This is a genomic window from Rhizobium rosettiformans, from assembly GCF_016806065.1.
In the GTDB taxonomy this organism is placed as follows: Bacteria; Pseudomonadota; Alphaproteobacteria; order Rhizobiales; family Rhizobiaceae; genus Allorhizobium.
In genome coordinates, this window is record NZ_CP032406.1 from 166,692 (window position 1) to 182,534 (window position 15,843).

18 protein-coding genes are annotated in these 15,843 nt (G+C 57.9%); 12 read left to right on the forward strand and 6 right to left on the reverse strand.

Annotated elements, in window-relative coordinates:
- Positions 1-219 precede the first annotated feature (219 nt).
- From D4A92_RS22340 to D4A92_RS22350, 3 genes are all read right to left on the reverse strand, one after another.
- Positions 220-438 carry a hypothetical protein gene (locus D4A92_RS22340; RefSeq protein WP_203020748.1) on the reverse strand — a complete coding sequence of 73 codons (219 nt, stop codon included), beginning with the start codon at positions 436-438 and terminating at the stop codon, positions 220-222.
- 368 nt (positions 439-806) lie between these two features.
- Positions 807-1,010, reverse strand: a complete 204-nt coding sequence (locus D4A92_RS22345) for a hypothetical protein (protein WP_203020750.1) — start codon at positions 1,008-1,010, stop codon at positions 807-809.
- Positions 1,010-2,143, reverse strand: coding sequence for an RHE_PE00001 family protein (locus tag D4A92_RS22350; RefSeq protein WP_203020752.1), 1,134 nt, complete (start codon positions 2,141-2,143; stop codon positions 1,010-1,012). Before D4A92_RS22350 ends, D4A92_RS22345 begins: the two co-directional genes overlap by 1 nt.
- A gap of 188 nt (positions 2,144-2,331) precedes the next feature.
- On the opposite strand from D4A92_RS22350, the gene D4A92_RS22355 reads away from it, so the two are divergent.
- The 6 genes from D4A92_RS22355 to D4A92_RS22380 all read left to right on the forward strand — a co-directional run bounded on the left by D4A92_RS22355 (position 2,332) and on the right by D4A92_RS22380 (position 5,577).
- Positions 2,332-2,625 carry a type II toxin-antitoxin system Phd/YefM family antitoxin gene (locus D4A92_RS22355; protein ID WP_203020754.1) on the forward strand — a complete coding sequence of 98 codons (294 nt, stop codon included), beginning with the start codon at positions 2,332-2,334 and terminating at the stop codon, positions 2,623-2,625.
- Complete coding sequence (locus tag D4A92_RS22360; protein WP_203020756.1) at positions 2,622-2,999, forward strand: type II toxin-antitoxin system VapC family toxin; 378 nt, start codon at positions 2,622-2,624, stop codon at positions 2,997-2,999. The genes D4A92_RS22355 and D4A92_RS22360 overlap by 4 nt, the downstream gene beginning before the upstream one ends.
- Before the next feature lie 10 nt (positions 3,000-3,009).
- Positions 3,010-3,258: a type II toxin-antitoxin system Phd/YefM family antitoxin gene (locus D4A92_RS22365; RefSeq protein ID WP_203020758.1), complete on the forward strand. Its 249-nt coding sequence runs from the start codon at positions 3,010-3,012 to the stop codon at positions 3,256-3,258.
- Entirely contained in the window at positions 3,255-4,385 is a 1,131-nt protein-coding gene (locus D4A92_RS22370; RefSeq protein WP_203020760.1) for a tyrosine-type recombinase/integrase, read from the forward strand. The genes D4A92_RS22365 and D4A92_RS22370 overlap by 4 nt, the downstream gene beginning before the upstream one ends.
- Before the next feature lie 104 nt (positions 4,386-4,489).
- Positions 4,490-4,858, forward strand: a complete 369-nt coding sequence (locus D4A92_RS22375) for a CidA/LrgA family protein (RefSeq protein ID WP_203020762.1) — start codon at positions 4,490-4,492, stop codon at positions 4,856-4,858.
- Positions 4,855-5,577 carry an LrgB family protein gene (locus tag D4A92_RS22380; RefSeq protein ID WP_203020764.1) on the forward strand — a complete coding sequence of 241 codons (723 nt, stop codon included), beginning with the start codon at positions 4,855-4,857 and terminating at the stop codon, positions 5,575-5,577. Before D4A92_RS22375 ends, D4A92_RS22380 begins: the two co-directional genes overlap by 4 nt.
- Positions 5,578-6,231: 654 nt before the next feature.
- Here D4A92_RS22380 and repC read toward each other — a convergent pair.
- From repC to repA, 3 genes are all read right to left on the reverse strand, one after another.
- A complete protein-coding gene (repC, locus tag D4A92_RS22385) occupies positions 6,232-7,446 on the reverse strand; it encodes a plasmid replication protein RepC (protein ID WP_203020766.1) in 1,215 nt (404 codons plus the stop codon).
- 163 nt (positions 7,447-7,609) lie between these two features.
- On the reverse strand, positions 7,610-8,587 hold the full coding sequence (repB, locus tag D4A92_RS22390; RefSeq protein ID WP_203020768.1) for a plasmid partitioning protein RepB: 978 nt from the start codon (positions 8,585-8,587) through the stop codon (positions 7,610-7,612).
- A 74-nt stretch (positions 8,588-8,661) separates the two neighbouring features.
- Complete coding sequence (gene repA, locus D4A92_RS22395; RefSeq protein ID WP_203020770.1) at positions 8,662-9,849, reverse strand: plasmid partitioning protein RepA; 1,188 nt, start codon at positions 9,847-9,849, stop codon at positions 8,662-8,664.
- A gap of 415 nt (positions 9,850-10,264) precedes the next feature.
- On the opposite strand from repA, the gene D4A92_RS22400 reads away from it, so the two are divergent.
- The 6 genes from D4A92_RS22400 to trbJ are packed head-to-tail and all read left to right on the forward strand — an operon-like array spanning position 10,265 to position 15,832.
- Positions 10,265-10,936, forward strand: coding sequence for an acyl-homoserine-lactone synthase (locus D4A92_RS22400; RefSeq protein ID WP_203020772.1), 672 nt, complete (start codon positions 10,265-10,267; stop codon positions 10,934-10,936).
- On the forward strand, positions 10,933-11,883 hold the full coding sequence (gene trbB, locus D4A92_RS22405; RefSeq protein ID WP_203020774.1) for a P-type conjugative transfer ATPase TrbB: 951 nt from the start codon (positions 10,933-10,935) through the stop codon (positions 11,881-11,883). Before D4A92_RS22400 ends, trbB begins: the two co-directional genes overlap by 4 nt.
- A 26-nt stretch (positions 11,884-11,909) precedes the next feature.
- Entirely contained in the window at positions 11,910-12,278 is a 369-nt protein-coding gene (locus D4A92_RS22410) for a TrbC/VirB2 family protein (RefSeq protein WP_246754165.1), read from the forward strand.
- On the forward strand, positions 12,278-12,574 hold the full coding sequence (locus D4A92_RS22415) for a conjugal transfer protein TrbD (RefSeq protein ID WP_203020905.1): 297 nt from the start codon (positions 12,278-12,280) through the stop codon (positions 12,572-12,574). The genes D4A92_RS22410 and D4A92_RS22415 overlap by 1 nt, the downstream gene beginning before the upstream one ends.
- A 14-nt stretch (positions 12,575-12,588) precedes the next feature.
- The gene (locus tag D4A92_RS22420) at positions 12,589-15,039 is read left to right on the forward strand and encodes a VirB4 family type IV secretion/conjugal transfer ATPase (protein ID WP_203020778.1); all 2,451 of its coding nucleotides are present in this window, start codon (positions 12,589-12,591) and stop codon (positions 15,037-15,039) included.
- A 34-nt stretch (positions 15,040-15,073) separates the two neighbouring features.
- On the forward strand, positions 15,074-15,832 hold the full coding sequence (trbJ, locus tag D4A92_RS22425) for a P-type conjugative transfer protein TrbJ (RefSeq protein ID WP_246754156.1): 759 nt from the start codon (positions 15,074-15,076) through the stop codon (positions 15,830-15,832).
- Positions 15,833-15,843: the final 11 nt, after the last annotated feature.

Below are 15,843 nucleotides of genomic sequence, written 5' to 3' on the forward strand. Positions count from 1 at the left end.
GGCTTCGGCCGATGTCCGGGAGACGGTATCGGCATGTCGGATGTCACGTCGTCGCCGCGACGAGCTGCCAGCTTCGGGTCCTTCCGGAAACCGCGGTCGTAGCCCACCAATCCACAGGCCTCGCAGACCTTGGCCGAGAACAGTCGATGCAGCTCCTAGCGATCGTCAATGTTGACGAATTGGCCACGCCGGAGCGGATCTCGAACACCTCGTGCGGTGTCAGACCGCTATTGTCCATAAGATCACTTCGTCTGCGAGCCTCACGGCTTCGGTCAGCTTTTCCAGGGAGCCTTTGTGTCGCCTGCGAATGTCAACTTCCGGGATGTCGTGACCGCCCTTCTCCACCCGCCGCTTCAGGCGTTCGATGTTGGTCTCAACGGAATCAAGGGCGACCTCGTAGAGGCCGACCCTGAACCCGGCGGCCTTCGCCTCGCGCATCAATCGGATGGACTGCTGGCTGCTCTGCGTTCCTTCGACTTGCCATCGTCGGTTTTGGGCAGTGCTCGGGCGATCTCGTCGGCGTTGATCCAGACGCCTTCGAGCATTCAGCTTCGCGAATGCGAATGATTTGCCGTAGCCGTTCGGGCCTCCCAGGATTACACGGGACAGTTCCGGTATGAAGCGATTACTGCCTCATGACGGCGGGAACGCGCTCTTCGTGCTCGGCGCGATCCTTGCGCTCGTTTTCGAGGTCCTTGGCGGAGAGTGGCGAGCCCAGTCAGCGAATCTCGGCAAGAGCTTCCTTGCCGATCTGCATGTGGGCTTCCTTGATCTCGCGGTATTTCTGCAAGAGCATCGTCGAAGTCCTATTCCGACGCTAACATGATGCTTTTGGCCGTCGACTGCAAATTCCCGCTTGTGCCGGTTTCCGCCGACAGCAGTGCGGCGACACCAAGATTGAGATCGTCGAAGGCACGCAGAGGCAATTGCTCGGCGATCCCGTTCGGAGCAATCCGATACGGCCCTGATGTTGCAATATCTGCGATTGCGGTAGAACCGGGCAAATGCATCAAAATATGCCCCAGGCCCGAAACCTCCCCCTGCCCGTCATCTCCCTCAACCCAAGCTCCTGAACGATCCGCCGCGCGCCTTGCGGCGTCACCTCAAGCGTCTTCGCCACCATCCCGGCCGAGATTAACGGCCGCGCCATGACGAGCTCGACCAGCTCCGGCAGCCTGGACGACGTCCGCCGTCCTTCGAGTTTGCGCATCATCATCTGCCGCGCCAGCACCAGCCGATCATACTCCTTCAGCCCCGTCTCGGCGGCAATCGTCAGCGCCCTTGATATCGCCAGCAACCGCGTCTCGCGATCACGATGCCGGCGCCGATCGACGGGGATGGCTTTCAGCCCGAGATTGATCGCCGCGAGATGCCCGCTTGTGGTAACGCCACCCTCGCGCAGGACCGAGGCGGCAAGCAGCCGACCAAGCCAAGGCGCATGCTGCAGGACGGAGATCTCATTCCACGCATCGAGGGCGACGATCGCCTGAAGGACCGGTGGCAGATCCTGGGCGCGAGCCAGCACGGCCTGCCACTCCGCCAGCCGCTCGTCCTCATCCCAGTCGAGGTCGTAAACGAACGGATCCTTTTCCGGAGCGTCTTTGACACGGCCCGGCTTCTTCGCCTCTTCAATAGCCGCCTCCGAGCGGGCAATTACCGCATCGATCGCGGCAAACGCGTCACCCAGACCGTCTTCAACTTCATCCTCCACCTCCCCCACCCCGGCCGGAGCACGGGTCGGCTCGACATTCCCATCCGGCACCCCCTCCCCGTCCTCACCCCATGATGCCGCGGGCCACGCCCGCCCGCGGAGGGAGGCGAGGCCGGGACCTGAGAGCGCCCAGGCCCGGGGATGAGCGGCGATACGTCGGCGGGTTTTCAGGATGTCGCGGGCAATGGTGAGTTCATGGGTGGGAGCACGGATGTCCCGGAGCGCGTCATGCAGGACGAGGTCTTCGAGATGAACGAGTTCACCGTCGACCCAGAGCGAGGCATGCGCGTCGAGGAAATGCGAGCGCTCGAGAAAGCCCTTACCGACGGGAGAGCGGGCAATGCGCTCGTCGAGACGGGCAAGCGCGACGGCGGCCTCGGAGATCGGCCTCAGCAGGCTCCGGATGGGCAATTTCGTGAGATCGTAAGACATTGAATTTATGGTAAATGATTCGTTAAGCGAAAGCTATATGGGTATTACGGTTCTGTACCTCGCACAAACGAGGCTGATATCCCTGACCTCCGATAAGTAACCCTTATCGGTGGCTATATGTACATACTTGTTGTACGCATTCGGTTCCGATGATAATCTGCCATCGAAGCGCAAAAGCGGAGCCAACAATGCCCCAGACGCACTACAAGATCAGCGAGGCACGCAAGAACTTCGCCGAGGTTCTAGATCGCGCCAATCAGGGCGAAGAGATCATCATCATGCGCGGCAACGAGATCTATGCCCGCATCGGTCCGGCTGATCCCGCCGGTAAGAGACCTTTCGGACTGTTGGCGCGGCGGGGTTTGCCGGACGACCTGTTTGACGAGTATGATCCTGAGCAGACGGCAATCGACGCCGGCGACCGGAACGACGACGTCGGAATCTTCCAAGGCGAAGCGGTCAACGGGGACAAGCGCTCGTGAAGCTTCTTCTCGATAGCCATGCGGTCTATTGGTGGACGATCGGGAGCGCGCGACTTTCAACAAGTGCACGCTCCCTCATCGAAGACAAGCGTAACGCCGTTCTCGTCAGCGCGGTCTCCTTCTACGAACTCGACAACAAGATGCGGCTGAAGAAGCTAGATCTCAAGCCGCAGGAATTGCGCGCCGCTATCACCTCCAGCGGCTTTCAGACTCTAGCCATCAGTGACGTGCATGCGGAACTTGCGGCGGCTTTCGACTGGGAGCATCGGGACCCATGGGACCGGATCCTTGCTGCGCAGACACGGCTCGAGCATTGCGCCTTGATCTCGACGGACATTGTGTTCGATGCCGTGCTGCAGGAGAGAGTCTGGTGAGGAGAAAGCTGTGAAAATTCTCGTCGATGTAACGGAAGCGGCAGAACGGCTCGAGGAGTTGATTGAACTCGCATTCCGTGGCGATGAGATCGTAGTCTGCCGAGACGAGAGACCGGTCGCGATGCTCAAGCCGATCGCTCAGAAGACCGATCCTTTCGAGAAGTTCCTTGCTCTGACAGAGGAGGGCCGTAAAAACGTGCCGTCTGGCACAACCTCCGACCATTCCGATTTTTACGATGAACACGGCCTGCCCAAATGAGTGCGGTTGATCGCCGCGTCCAGGATCTCGACACCATCGCCGCAGTCCTGCCGATGGAGCGCCGTGACGAACTGGCTGAGCTTCTGACCGACCAGGATGTCGAGACGCTGCGTCACCTGGTCAACGAGGGCATGGGCGATAATACCCTTCGAGCCCTCACCTCTGATCTTGCCTATCTACAGGCTTGGTCGCTGGCTGCGATAGGCCGCTCCCTTTCCTGGCCGGCACCCGAAGCCCTGCTTTTGAAGTTTGTGGCGCATCATCTTTGGGATCCAGAAAAACGTTTGCAGAATCCTGACCACGGGATGCCACTAGATGTCGAGGATAAGCTTCGGCTCCAGGGGCTACTGCGATCGACTGGACCTCATGCGCCTGACACTGTGCGCCGGCGCCTTGCCACCTGGTCGACGTTGACGAGATGGCGCGGGCTGGATGGCTGTTTCAGTTCCCCTGCCCTCAGGTCCGCAATCCGATTGGCCGTGCGTGCAACGCCGCGACCAAGGAAGCGGAAAAGCGCCAAGGCCGTTACCGGAGATATTTTGTCCAGGCTAATCGCAACCTGCAAGACAAGCAGCTTACGTGATGTAAGATACCGTGCGATCTTAATGGTCGCCTTTGGCTCCGGCGGCCGGCGCCGCAGCGAAATCGCGGGCCTTAGGGTCGAGCAGCTGCAGCCGGAAGAACCAATTCAGGTTGAGGGGGCCCCTCCCCTACCTTCCCTTTCTATTCAACTTGGACGCACGAAGACCAGCGGCGCAGATAACGACGAAGTCGTCTATCTCAGCGGGCAACCGGTCGATGCGCTTAACGCGTGGCTTGCCGCGGCGAATATCGACAAGGGCAGTGTCTTCAGGGCAATCGATCGCTGGGGCAATATTTCGCGCCGACCCTTGGATCCGAAGGCGATCAACGACATTCTAAAGCACCGGGCGCAACTGGCCGGGCTCGATCCGACAGAGTTTTCGGCGCATGGCCTGCGTTCTGGTTATCTGACTGAGGCGGCCAATCGTGGCATTCCTCTTCCCGAAGCCATGGAGCAATCGCGTCACCGATCCGTTCAGCAGGCTTCGGAATATTATAACCACGCACAGAGACGCAGCGGCCGTGCATCCCGCCTTCTAAGTTGAATCTGTCCATCGACTGAAATCGTTAAGACTGTAGACTGCGCAGTCTTTGACGATACGCTCAAATGCTGGGACTGTTGGCCCAAATGCGTTTCTAGGAGAGCCCCATGCTTCGTGGACTTGCCGTCCTTCTGCTGTTCCAGTTGGTGGGCGAGAGCCTTGTGTTCTTGCTGGGAGTATCCATACCTGGTCCCGTGGCAGGGCTTGTGCTCTTGTTTGCAGCCCTTCCAGTACTGGATCGCCTCTGGACGCGGGAAGCACCGAATATCGATGGGGCCGCCGAATCCCTCCTATCAAATCTGGGGCTGTTTTTTGTACCGGCAGGTGTCGGCGTCGTAGCCCTGGCCAACATCCTGAGTGCTCAAGTGTGGGCGCTCAGTGCCATGCTCATTCTATCTGCGGTTATCACCTTGATGCTCACGGTTTGGGCATTCATCATGGTCAGAAAGCTGATTTCCGTAGGGCGTCGGTCATGAACCGATCACCGATTGAGCTCTGGGTCTACCTTTCAGCCTCCCCTCTGTTATGGCTCACATTGACCCTGTTTACCTGGATCTTGGCTTCCGAGCTTTCAAAAAGACTGGGACGGCATCCCCTGGTTAATCCAGTGCTCATCTCCATCCTTGCACTTTCCGTCATGATGATCACGGCCGAAGTGCCATATGAGCGTTACTTCGCGGGAGCCCAATTCATCCACTTCTTGCTAGGCCCAGCTACGGTGGCAATCGCCGTACCGTTGTATAGGAAATGGAGCGAAGTCAGGGCCTTACTGCTGCCGATCTCTGTGGCGCTCCTAGTCGGTTCAATAGTTGCTATGGCCTCTGTGATCGTGCTCGGCCACGTCTTTGACCTCCCGCGGGACATACTGCTGTCATTTCTTCCAAAATCGGCAACAGCCGGCGTGGCGATGGCGGTATCTCAGTCGCTCGGCGGCGATCCGTCGTTGACGGCCGTACTGGTCATTTTGACCGGGATCTTCGGCGCGCTGATCGTTACGCCTTTCATGAACATGATGCGAATAAAGGACTACGCCGCTCGTGGATTTGCCGTCGGACTGACGTCCCATGGGATTGGTACCGCTCGAGCTTACGAGGTGAACGCTACGGCCGGCTTGTTTGCCGGTATCGCCATGGCGCTCAACGCTGTGGCAACATCGGTCTTAGCTCCATTTGCGGCGCAATACCTTTTTCCTTGAACAGATCTTGCCAGCAGCGCTGGAGCAATTGCTGCCGTGGCATTGGAAACCCAAGACCCTGAGTACTCAGGCTGCCTGAACTCCGGCCTTCGCCAAGCCATCATGACTTCACCGTCCCCTGCCGTCAGTTTCGCAATCCGGCTGGCCGTTCGTGCGACACTTCGGCCAAGGAAGCGCAAAAGCGCCAAGTCCGTGACCGTGGACATCTTGTTCAGGCTGATCGCGACCTGCAGGCCGGGGCCCTTCGAGATATCAGAAGCCGCGATCCTGATTGTCGCCTCCGCCTCGGGCCGCAGGCCCCATAGCCCAATCGCGAGCCTCAGGGTCTAACAGTTAAAGCCGAAACAGCCGATCCTGATAGATTGGGCGCCTCCCCTACCCACTCTTTCCATTCATCTGGACCGCATCAAGTCCAGCGGTGCCGACAAAGATGAAGTGATTCATCTCGCGAACGACCAGCTACCAATAAGACGTCCTCAGCGACCCGTAAACATCTGATTACTCGTGATAAAATGCCGGTTTGTACGGCTGACAATCACCCACCAGATCAAATCGCCCTCTATGGGTCCCAGTCTCATTGTTTTTTCACCTGGATCGGCTCCAATTGCCATCAACTTGATGATAGCAAGACTCTGCCCGGTCGTCGCTTATCCCCTAACCGGTTGCCAACCGCACCTCCCCGTTTGCCCGCATCAAAGCCATAATCATTGGCCCCAGTGAGAATTCGCCCCGCGCTGCGCGTCGGGTCAGATCGCGAAGGTAACCGCCCGCCGAATTGATATGCCCTGCGCGCTCAAGGATGGCAGCAACGGCTGCCGCTGCATTTTCCGGCCCCATGGTTTCGCAGGCATGCTGATAGGCTGACGGACTGATCCCCAACATCGAGCGAACCACCACGGCGGCCTGCATCAGCTCGCGCCACGACCCAATCGCGCCGCCGGGCCCATAGTCGACAATCTGTGGGCAAGCCTTCAGCACCATGGCGAGAGGAAACGCCTTTATCGGTTCCCGCTTCGCTTTCAGCTCCAGCCTCGGGCTTTCGCCCTGCTCTTTTCTAGAGCTAGGTTCAAGTTCATAGATAGATTCGGTATTTGAATTCTGTATATGACGCTCATTTTCGGCGCCATTGCCGCTCATATTTTGAGAATTAAGCTGCTTTTCCAACAGGCTGGACACTTCCTGATGCAATACGGTCAGCTTTTGAAGGCAATTCTCGGCAACCTCGATCGTCAGGCTTCGTGGAAGCTGGGCGACAATCTGCAGATAGCTTTCCTCGAGCGAGTGCCAATCGCCGGAAGCGCCTTCTTCCAAGGCTGCGGTAATGAGCTTGCGTACATCTCGTCTTGAGATCGTGATGGCCTCTTTCGCCAGTTGCAGACGCCGGCGGTCGTTCACCACTTGCTGGGCAAGATGTGCAAGCTCGTCCCTGCGGGCAAGAAGCGGCGCCAGCGAAAAGCCGAATGCATCTTCGACCCGCCCGTCACGTGACTTGTGGGCGTAGCGTTTGCCGTTTGGGCTGTCCTTGCGCGAAATCAGACCTGCATCGATCAGAAGCGCCAGGTGCCGTCTCAGCGTTGCGTCAGCCATCCCATGGGCGCGAAGGCACAGTTGCGCATTGGATGGAAAGACGATCAGCCCGGCTTCTTCCGACAAATCGCTTTGCGGATAAAAGCTCAACAAGGCGTCGAGAACTGTCAAAGCCCGATCCGGAATCCCGATAGAATGGCGTGCTTCGCAAACATCACGAAACACCTTCCACTTATCGGCAGTCAGCCCCTCTTTGGTCTGAGCTGCCTCGAACTGCCGGCTCACATGGGCGAGTTTAATTGATCCCCGCCCAAAGGGCGTGGTTATGGAATGCCTCTGCATTTTTCTTCACCTTCTTGAAGGCAACAGAAAACTGCTCACCAAAAACGGTGCCAAAGACTCTTGACTGAACTCCCCGGAGATGCGATTCTCAATCCGCTACGATATGAGGAAGGCTTCCAGGGCGGCAACGCTTGGGGGCCTTTTTCTTTTGCGTTTCTTCTCCTTACGACTTTGACTGGGCTCTGAACTCGGCATGAAGCCGTTCCAGATTTTCGGTAATGAAACGACCGAAACTGACGGCTTCCCGCGACTTCAGGGAAATCGAGTAACTTTTGCCCGCACCTTTGAACTCGGCGCTCACTGCCGCATCTCCCGACTGCCAATTGCCTGTCGGGCGCGTTTTTTTCTCTGGCTTGCGCGCATTGCGCAGATCCTGAACGAGACGTTCGAAGCGCGCCTCGGATGGCAGATCGGCAAAACCTTCCCCGACAACGGATGCCTGCGCCACACGGCGAAGATCCGGACGTTCAACGGTCTGAGCAAGATCAAGCCAACGGTCACGACCAATGCCCTTGGCCGAGCCGATCGCCTGGATCACCTCAAGCGGCACTCTGCTTGTGACGGACAACATGCGGGTTAAAAGCGCGCCATCAACGGACAGAGCAAGCTGGATTGTGCGTCGGTCATGCCCGATCTCTTGCAAGTGGTGGGCAAAACTCGCACGCTCAATGAAGGAGAGGTTTTCCCGAGCGGAGTTTTCCTGCCCCTGAGCGATGACATGATCGGTATCCGACACTGTCTTGACCACCGCCTTGACTGGACGGTTCAGCAGACGGGCGGCACGCACGCGTCGGTGCCCGAAGACGATCTGATACCGGTCCTTGGCGTCGGGGTGAGGGCGGACCAAAACGGGTGTATTTTGACCGCGTTCCCGGATGGCTTCGACAAGCTCCTGAAAGGCCACTTCGTCTTCGCCCATGCGATCCGAGACGAAGGAATCATCAACCAGCACTGGGTCCAGTTCGACAACCACTTCACCAGACAGCGTTTGATCCACCATCGCCGCTTTTTCAGCGAGCTCGCTGAGCGAGCTGATCATCGACCGTGAGGCGCCCTTGTTCGCATAGCCCGGTGTTGCCCGACGCTCCACTCGTGGCCCTTCCGTCGAGGTGATATTGGCAAAGATGTCCTTACGCGCCATTGTACTCGTCCTTTTTAAGGCCCAAGACCCTGAAACCTTTGGGAAAAACATCGATTTGTACGGCTGACAACGGATCACCCACGACGACGCCCCCAAGAATGTTCCAGAAGCTCGATAACTTCACCATTGACCAGATCCATGGCTTCACGTGCACGGTCATAGGTCGCTGATGTAAACTGGGACCGCTCGACCTCGTAGAGCGTCTGTTTGGTCAAGCCCGCATCGGAAACAGCTGTCGTCTTGACCATGTGGTTCTTCATCATCTGCTGGGCAAACATCGACTGCATGAAGCCCACCATCTGCTGCTGTGGTACGTCCATGGGCTCAAACCGCGTAATCAGATAGCGGAACCAGTCGAGGCTGACATTGACACCGGCTCCCTCCACACTCTTCAGGATATCGCCAAGCATCAGAAGGAACTGCGACATCGACATGATGTCGAGCATCTGAGGATGCACGGTAATCAGGACGGAGGTCGCAGCCGTCAATGCGGTGAGCGTCAGATAGCCAAGCTGGGGAGGGCAGTCGATGACCACCACATCATACTGATCATCGACCTCAGCAAGCGCCTTGCCGATCCGCGTATAAAACAACTTGCCATCCATCGAGTCCTTGCGCTGCATGGCAAGCGGGGTCTCGTATTCGTATTCCTGCAGTTCCAGGTTTGCCGGAACGATATGCAGGTTGGGAAAATTCGTCGGCTGAATGATCTCGGTAATCGAGCGGCGCCCGTCATCATATCGGATGGCTTCGTAAAATGACGGCTTCTCGTCCAGCTCGGGCTGGATTCCATAGAGCGCCGTCAACGACGCCTGCGGGTCGAGATCGACGGCAAGCACACGGTAGCCGCTCAACGCCAGGAACTGAGCAAGATGTGCAGACGTCGTGGTCTTGCCGGAACCACCCTTGAAGTTGACAACGGCCAGGACCTGAAGCTTCTCGCCTTCACGCCGGTGCGGGACGCGGTCGAGAAGGGCACGCAATTCATCCATCTGCGATGCCGTGTAGTATCGCCTGCCCGTCGAGGTTACCGACGGTTCCACACCCTTGCCCTGCAAATGCAGCTTCTTCAGGTAGCTCGGTGATACTCCGACGAACTGGGCAACTTCCGCCAAAGGAAACAGCCGAAGCGTCTTTTGTGCATTGGGCGGAAATTTCTCCATGCGCAGCATATCAAGCTTGGACGAGATCTCGCCACCCTGCTCGAGGATGATATCGGCAAAGCTTGTTACCGTATCCTGCATTGCGCGTCTCACATTCATCTGCCAGGAAGCCTCTAGTCACGATATTTTCGTGTAAATCCGGAAATTATCGGGACTGTTATCCGATTCCCCCCGCTTGGCAAGCAAGAAGCCCCGAGCGACTGGAACGACTCGGATGGGAGGACCGCCTTAAAAAACTTCTCCTTGCCAGAATGATCCTTTAAAACCAGACACTTGGGGTATCCTGCCTGGGGCAAGTGCGTGGGAGCGCGTGACAGATTTGTCGTGGAAAGCCTGGCTCCACGGGCGATTGCCGGCTCGGATTACGACCGTGATATCGAGCAAAACCGATTCTCTCGGTGGCACAAGTCCCGACTCACACGACATCTGCCGATAGCCCAGCCGTTCAACAGATTTGTATCTGGACCACATCGCCTCGTTTCACTCTCATGAGAGGGCCAACGAGGGAATTACCATGCAACTGGTCGTTATCGAAGATGTTCTGCATCCCCAATCCGCGTCACTCCTGCAAGCGATGCTGCATTTGCGTTCGAAGGTGTTTGCCGAGCGTCTCAACTGGCAAGTCGAAAGCCTGGACGGCCAGGAGCGCGATGAGTTTGACGATCAAGCGCCAACCTACATCCTGCTGGTCGAAGGCAGCCATCGGGTCGTCGGCAGTGTGAGGCTTCACCAGGCTGCGCGCTCCAGCATGCTTGCGCAAGTCTTTCCCATGCTGCTTGAGGGTGGGAGACTTCGAGTGCACCCGCAGATGATCGAGAGCTCGCGCTTCTGCATCGACAAGGATCTGCCACAACCGCACCATGGCAGTGGCCGCCACAGGCTCAATGTGCGGTCTGCCCAGACTTCATTTTCCAGTTTGAGAACAAGGACGCTCTTCGCCGGCATCGTCGAGTGGTGCCTGACGAACGGGTTCCGCGAACTGGTGACGGCCACGGATGTCAGGTTCGAGCGCATCCTGCGCATGGCAGGTTGGCCGATGAGCCGGCTCGGCCCCGCCACCTTCATCAACGAGACTGAAAGTGTTGCTGGTTCGCTTGAGATTTCGAAGGCGGTTTTCGAAAGGCTGCGGCCTGAAGGCTATTCGTCTTTCGTCACGCTGGCCACACGAAAAAGGGCTTCCTCATGAAAGCACTTGAAAGCCGCGCCCGAATGAATCGCAAGCTCGAAGAGGCGCTTGGCGCCAATCTTTGCCGACAGCTAGCTGACCCCGATGTCATCGAGATCATGCTCAATCCCGATGGCACTCTCTTCGTCGAGAGGCTGGCCGGCGGCATGGAGATTGTCGGCTCGCTTGATCCTGCGCGAGCAGAGGTCGTGATTGGGATTGTCGCCCATGCACTTGACCAGGAAGTCAACGACATCATGCCAATCGTGTCTGGCGAAATCCCGCTTGGCCGACATCGTTTTGAAGGTCTTTTGCCGCCGGCTGTGGGCGCTCCCACCTTTTCAATCAGGCGCCGTGCCATCAGCCAGATCCCGCTTGAGGACTATGTCAGGCAGGAGACGATGAGCCCCGGTCAGTTCGATCGTCTATTGTGCGCAATCAAGGCGCGACAAAACATTCTGGTTTGCGGTGGTACGGGGTCCGGCAAGACGACACTTGCCAATGCCGTGTTGCAGGAGATCCACAAGTGCTTCCCAAACGATCGCATCGTCCTGATCGAAGACACGCTCGAGATTGATTGCCCGGCCAAGAACGCCGTCACGCTGAGAAGCAGTGACAGCCTTGCTATCGACAGGTTGTTGAAAAGCACGCTTCGCCTGCGCCCGGATCGCATCATGGTGGGGGAGGTGAGGGATGGCGCCGCACTCACGCTTCTCAAGGCCTGGAATACGGGCCATCCCGGAGGCTTCACGACATTGCACGCAAACAACGCTTTGGGCGCTTTGCGCAGGCTGGAACAACTGGTCTGCGAAGTGAGCCAGATGCCCATGCAGCATGTCATTGCAGACGCGATTGACCTCATCGTGTCGATCAAGCGCTCAGAGGGAAAGCGCCGGATTGACGAGGTCGTCAGCGTCGAGGGCTTCGATGCGGGACGATACCTGCTTGTTGATCAACAAAGGAGCTGAAGATGAAAGCTGTTCAGAACTTGATCATGGCATCGACCACGGTCGCCGCCTTCGTTGTGGCGCGCTCAGCGCATGCAGGCTCTGGCGGAGGCCTTCCCTGGGAGGCGCCGCTTGAACAGATCCAGCAATCGATTACCGGGCCTGTCGCAGGCTTCATCGCCCTTGCGGCGGTCGCTGTTGCCGGCGGCATGCTGATCTTTGGGGGCGAGCTGAACGATTTTGCCCGAAGGCTGATGTATGTCGTGCTCGTTGCCGGCATACTTCTAGGGGCAAGCCAGATCGTTGGCCTGTTTGGAGCCACGGGTTCCACACTTGCAACAACCTCAAGACCCGTCGCCCATAGCGATCTGGCGTCCGCCCGCGTCACCAAACAGGCCGCGAGGTGTTTGGTATGATGCCGGCGCATGAGACTTCACTCGTTTCGCATCCCATCCATCGCGCCTTGTCGCGCCCCAATCTTCTGATGGGCGGCGATCGCGAACTCGTCCTGTTAACCGGGCTGGTCTGCGTCATCCTGGTGTTTGTGGTGATTACAATCACCGCCGCCATTCTGGGCGCCTTCGCATGGATCGTCATGGTTTCGGTTCTGCGCCTCATGGCACGCAAGGATCCAATGATGCGCCGCATCTATCTGCGCCATATCCGATATCGACCCGTCTACCGCGCCACATCCACTCCGTTTGCCAGGTGAAGAGGAGACGAGAAATGGTTGCACTTTCAATGTTTCGACAGCGCGGGCCATCCTTTGCGGATCTCATGCCCTATGCCGCCCTGGTCGAGGATGGAACTCTCTTGTTGAAGGACGGCAGCCTCTTGGCCGGCTGGTATTTCTTCGGTCCAGACACTGAAAGTGCGACACCGCTCGAAAGAAACAGAATATCACATGAAATCAATGCGATAATCTCAAAACTCGGCTCAGGCTGGATGCTGCAGGTTGACAGTCTGCGGGTGCCAAGTGTGGGCTATCATGAGCGCGAGCGCTCGCATTTTCCAGACCCGGTATCCCGGGCGATCGATGAGGAACGACGACGCCACTTCAAGATGAAGGATCGGCACTTCGAAAGTCGGCAGACCCTTGTCCTGACCTACAAGCCCACCCATCGGGCAGGGGAGGGAATGTCACAATTCGTCTTCTCAACCGAAATCAGCGCGCGCACTCGCCCGGCCGACAGAGCACTCGCTGCCTTTTCCAACGCCATCAGGGAAATCGAGCAATATCTGTCAGCGACGATCACCCTTCAAAGGATGCGGGTTCACCGCGTGAACGAAGTCCTTGGCCTTCGAGAGGCACGTTTCGACAGCCTGCTGCAGTTTGTCAGGTTCTGTATCAGCGGCGAAAACATGCCGGTCAGGCTTCCTGATGTCGGCATGTATCTCGATTGTATCTTAACCGCCCAGATGGAGCATGGCACAACCCCCAAGCTCGACGACCGGCATATTGGTGTGGTTGCGATCGATGGCTTTCCGTCACAAAGCTGGCCGGGCATCTTGAATGCACTCGACCAGATGCCCCTGTCATATCGCTGGTCTTCACGGTTCATCTTCCTTGACGCTGAAGACGCAAGGCGCAGGCTCGAACAGAAGCGGCGGAGATGGCAGCAAAAGGTAAGGCCGTTTCTCGATCAGCTTTTTCAGACTGACGGGCGCTCACTTGACCAGGATGCCGCCACCATGGTGGCCGAGACGGAGCATGCCATCGGCCAGGCCAATTCTGGCCTCGTCGCCTTTGGCTACTATACGTCGGTAATCGTGCTTTTCGATGATCACTCCGGCAGGCTTCTCGAAAACGCAGAACTGGTTCGACGCATGATCCAGGCGGAAGGTTTTGGCGCCCGGATCGAAACACTGAACGCTACGGAAGCCTATCTCGGCAGCCTGCCCGGAAACTGGTATGCCAATGTCCGCGATCCTTTGATCAACACCAACAATCTTGCTGATCTTCTTCCGCTGAACTCGGTCTGGACAGGCGATAGTACCGCTCCTTGCCCATTTTACCCGTCCAATGCGCCAGCATTGATCCAGGTGGCATCGGGATCGACGCCATTTCATTTCAATCTTCACCATGAAGATGTCGGTCATACCCTGATCTTCGGTCCGACAGGATCCGGGAAATCGACCCTGCTTGCTCTGATTGCGGCGCAGTTTCGCCGCTACGAAAATGCGCAGATCTTCGCCTTTGACAAAGGCATGTCGTTGATGCCGCTGACACGTGCCGTCGGCGGTGACCATCACGAGATCGGCGCCGAAGCCGATGGGCGGGCAGTGCTTTCCTTCTGCCCGCTTGCCGAGCTTGAAACCGACGCCGACCGCGCCTTTGCCACCGAATTCGTCGAGACGCTTCTCGTCTTCCAGGGCGTCACGGTGACACCTTTGCACCGCAATGCGATCGCCCATCAGATCGCTTTGATGGCGGCGTCCCCTGGCCGTTCCCTTTCGGATTTCGTCAGTGGCGTTCAATCGCGAGAGATCAAGGAAGGTCTGACGCACTACACAGTCAATGGACCGATGGGCCATCTCATGGATGCCGAGAAGGATACGCTTTCATTCCAGTCCTTCCAGTGCATCGAACTCGAAGCCCTGATGACCATGGGTGAGCGCAATCTGGTTCCGGTCCTTCTGCATCTCTTTCGGCGCATCGAGAAGAGACTGACCGGTGCACCGAGCCTGATCATACTCGACGAGGCCTGGTTGATGCTGGGTCACCCGGTGTTTCGGGAGAAGATCCGCGAATGGCTGAAAGTGCTGCGCAAGGCAAACTGCGCTGTCATCCTTGCGACGCAGTCGATCTCGGACGCCGAGCGGTCCGGTATTGTCGACGTTCTCGTTGAAAGCTGCCCGACCAAGATCTGCCTTGCCAATCCTGCAGCCGAGACCCCGTCAATGGCATCCTTTTACGAGCGGCTCGGCTTCAACCACCGACAGATCGAGATCATCGCAACGGCTCGCCCGAAGAAAGACTATTACTGCGCGACCCCAAAAGGGCGCCGGCTTTTCGAGATGGCGCTTGGGCCCCTGACGCTCGCCTTCACCGGCGTGTCGGATGCTGAACAGATCAGGACGATCAAGACCCTTTGTCAGGCCCATGGCCCGGACTGGCCGCGGCACTGGCTGAGCTTGAAAGGAGAGACAGATGCCTTGTCGCTGCTTGATGACTAAGAGCTCACATGCAAGACAGCCATGGCTGGCCCTAATGTGCTCTGCATGGGCTATTGCCCATATGTCTCCGGCGTTTGCGGGTTCAGTGACGGGGGCTGCAACCGAATGGACGCAGCTTGCCAACAATGCCGAGCTCGTCGGCCTCCTCGAAAGCTCGGGCGAGCAGGTCAGCCACCAACTGACACAGATCAGCCAGCTTGCCCAGCAGATCCAGAACCAGCTGCAGATCTATTCCACCCTGTTGCAGAACACGGCAGCCCTTCCCGCCCATGTCTGGGGCGATGTGGAAGCCGATCTCATGAAGCTCAAAGAGATTGCAGTGCAAGGCGAGGGCATCGCCTTCACCATGGGCAATGCCGACGAAATCCTCGCCCAGCGATTTGGCGGCTATGCGGACTTCCGGCAGGCGCGGCCAAGCGGCGAGAGTTTTGCCGAGACTTACAAGACTTGGTCGAAGAGCAATCAGGAGACGATTGCAGCGAGTTTGCGCGTCGCCGGCCTGACGACAGAGCAGTTTGAAAGCGAGGCCGCCACCATGCCGGCGCTCAAACGTCTCTCCGAGACGTCAGACGGGCAAATGAAGGCCCTGCAGGTTGGCCATGACATTGCCGTCGAGCAGGTCGCCCAGCTGCAGAAACTGCGAGGACTCTTTGCCCAGCAGATGACGCTTTCGGCGGCATGGCTGCAATCCGAGCAGTCGTTGAGAGATCTGGCCCAGGCCCGGCGGGAAGCCTTCTTCGGCAGTGCGATCGAGGACATCCCACAAGGTCAGAAGATGGAGCCACGCTGGTGATAAGTTCTGGA

Excerpts from the sequence above, each read along its gene's own strand:
- D4A92_RS22340 (WP_203020748.1), bottom strand. The coding sequence starts at position 438 with ATGCGCGAGGCGAAGGCCGCCGGGTTCAGGGTCGGCCTCTACGAGGTC.
- D4A92_RS22345 (WP_203020750.1), bottom strand. The coding sequence starts at position 1,010 with ATGCATTTGCCCGGTTCTACCGCAATCGCAGATATTGCAACATCAGGG.
- D4A92_RS22350 (WP_203020752.1), bottom strand. The coding sequence starts at position 2,143 with ATGTCTTACGATCTCACGAAATTGCCCATCCGGAGCCTGCTGAGGCCG.
- D4A92_RS22355 (WP_203020754.1), top strand. The coding sequence starts at position 2,332 with ATGCCCCAGACGCACTACAAGATCAGCGAGGCACGCAAGAACTTCGCC.
- D4A92_RS22370 (WP_203020760.1), top strand. The coding sequence starts at position 3,255 with ATGAGTGCGGTTGATCGCCGCGTCCAGGATCTCGACACCATCGCCGCA.
- D4A92_RS22375 (WP_203020762.1), top strand. The coding sequence starts at position 4,490 with ATGCTTCGTGGACTTGCCGTCCTTCTGCTGTTCCAGTTGGTGGGCGAG.
- D4A92_RS22380 (WP_203020764.1), top strand. The coding sequence starts at position 4,855 with ATGAACCGATCACCGATTGAGCTCTGGGTCTACCTTTCAGCCTCCCCT.
- repC (WP_203020766.1), bottom strand. The coding sequence starts at position 7,446 with ATGCAGAGGCATTCCATAACCACGCCCTTTGGGCGGGGATCAATTAAA.
- repB (WP_203020768.1), bottom strand. The coding sequence starts at position 8,587 with ATGGCGCGTAAGGACATCTTTGCCAATATCACCTCGACGGAAGGGCCA.
- repA (WP_203020770.1), bottom strand. The coding sequence starts at position 9,849 with ATGAATGTGAGACGCGCAATGCAGGATACGGTAACAAGCTTTGCCGAT.
- D4A92_RS22400 (WP_203020772.1), top strand. The coding sequence starts at position 10,265 with ATGCAACTGGTCGTTATCGAAGATGTTCTGCATCCCCAATCCGCGTCA.
- trbB (WP_203020774.1), top strand. The coding sequence starts at position 10,933 with ATGAAAGCACTTGAAAGCCGCGCCCGAATGAATCGCAAGCTCGAAGAG.
- D4A92_RS22410 (WP_246754165.1), top strand. The coding sequence starts at position 11,910 with ATGGCATCGACCACGGTCGCCGCCTTCGTTGTGGCGCGCTCAGCGCAT.
- D4A92_RS22415 (WP_203020905.1), top strand. The coding sequence starts at position 12,278 with ATGCCGGCGCATGAGACTTCACTCGTTTCGCATCCCATCCATCGCGCC.
- D4A92_RS22420 (WP_203020778.1), top strand. The coding sequence starts at position 12,589 with ATGGTTGCACTTTCAATGTTTCGACAGCGCGGGCCATCCTTTGCGGAT.
- trbJ (WP_246754156.1), top strand. The coding sequence starts at position 15,074 with ATGTGCTCTGCATGGGCTATTGCCCATATGTCTCCGGCGTTTGCGGGT.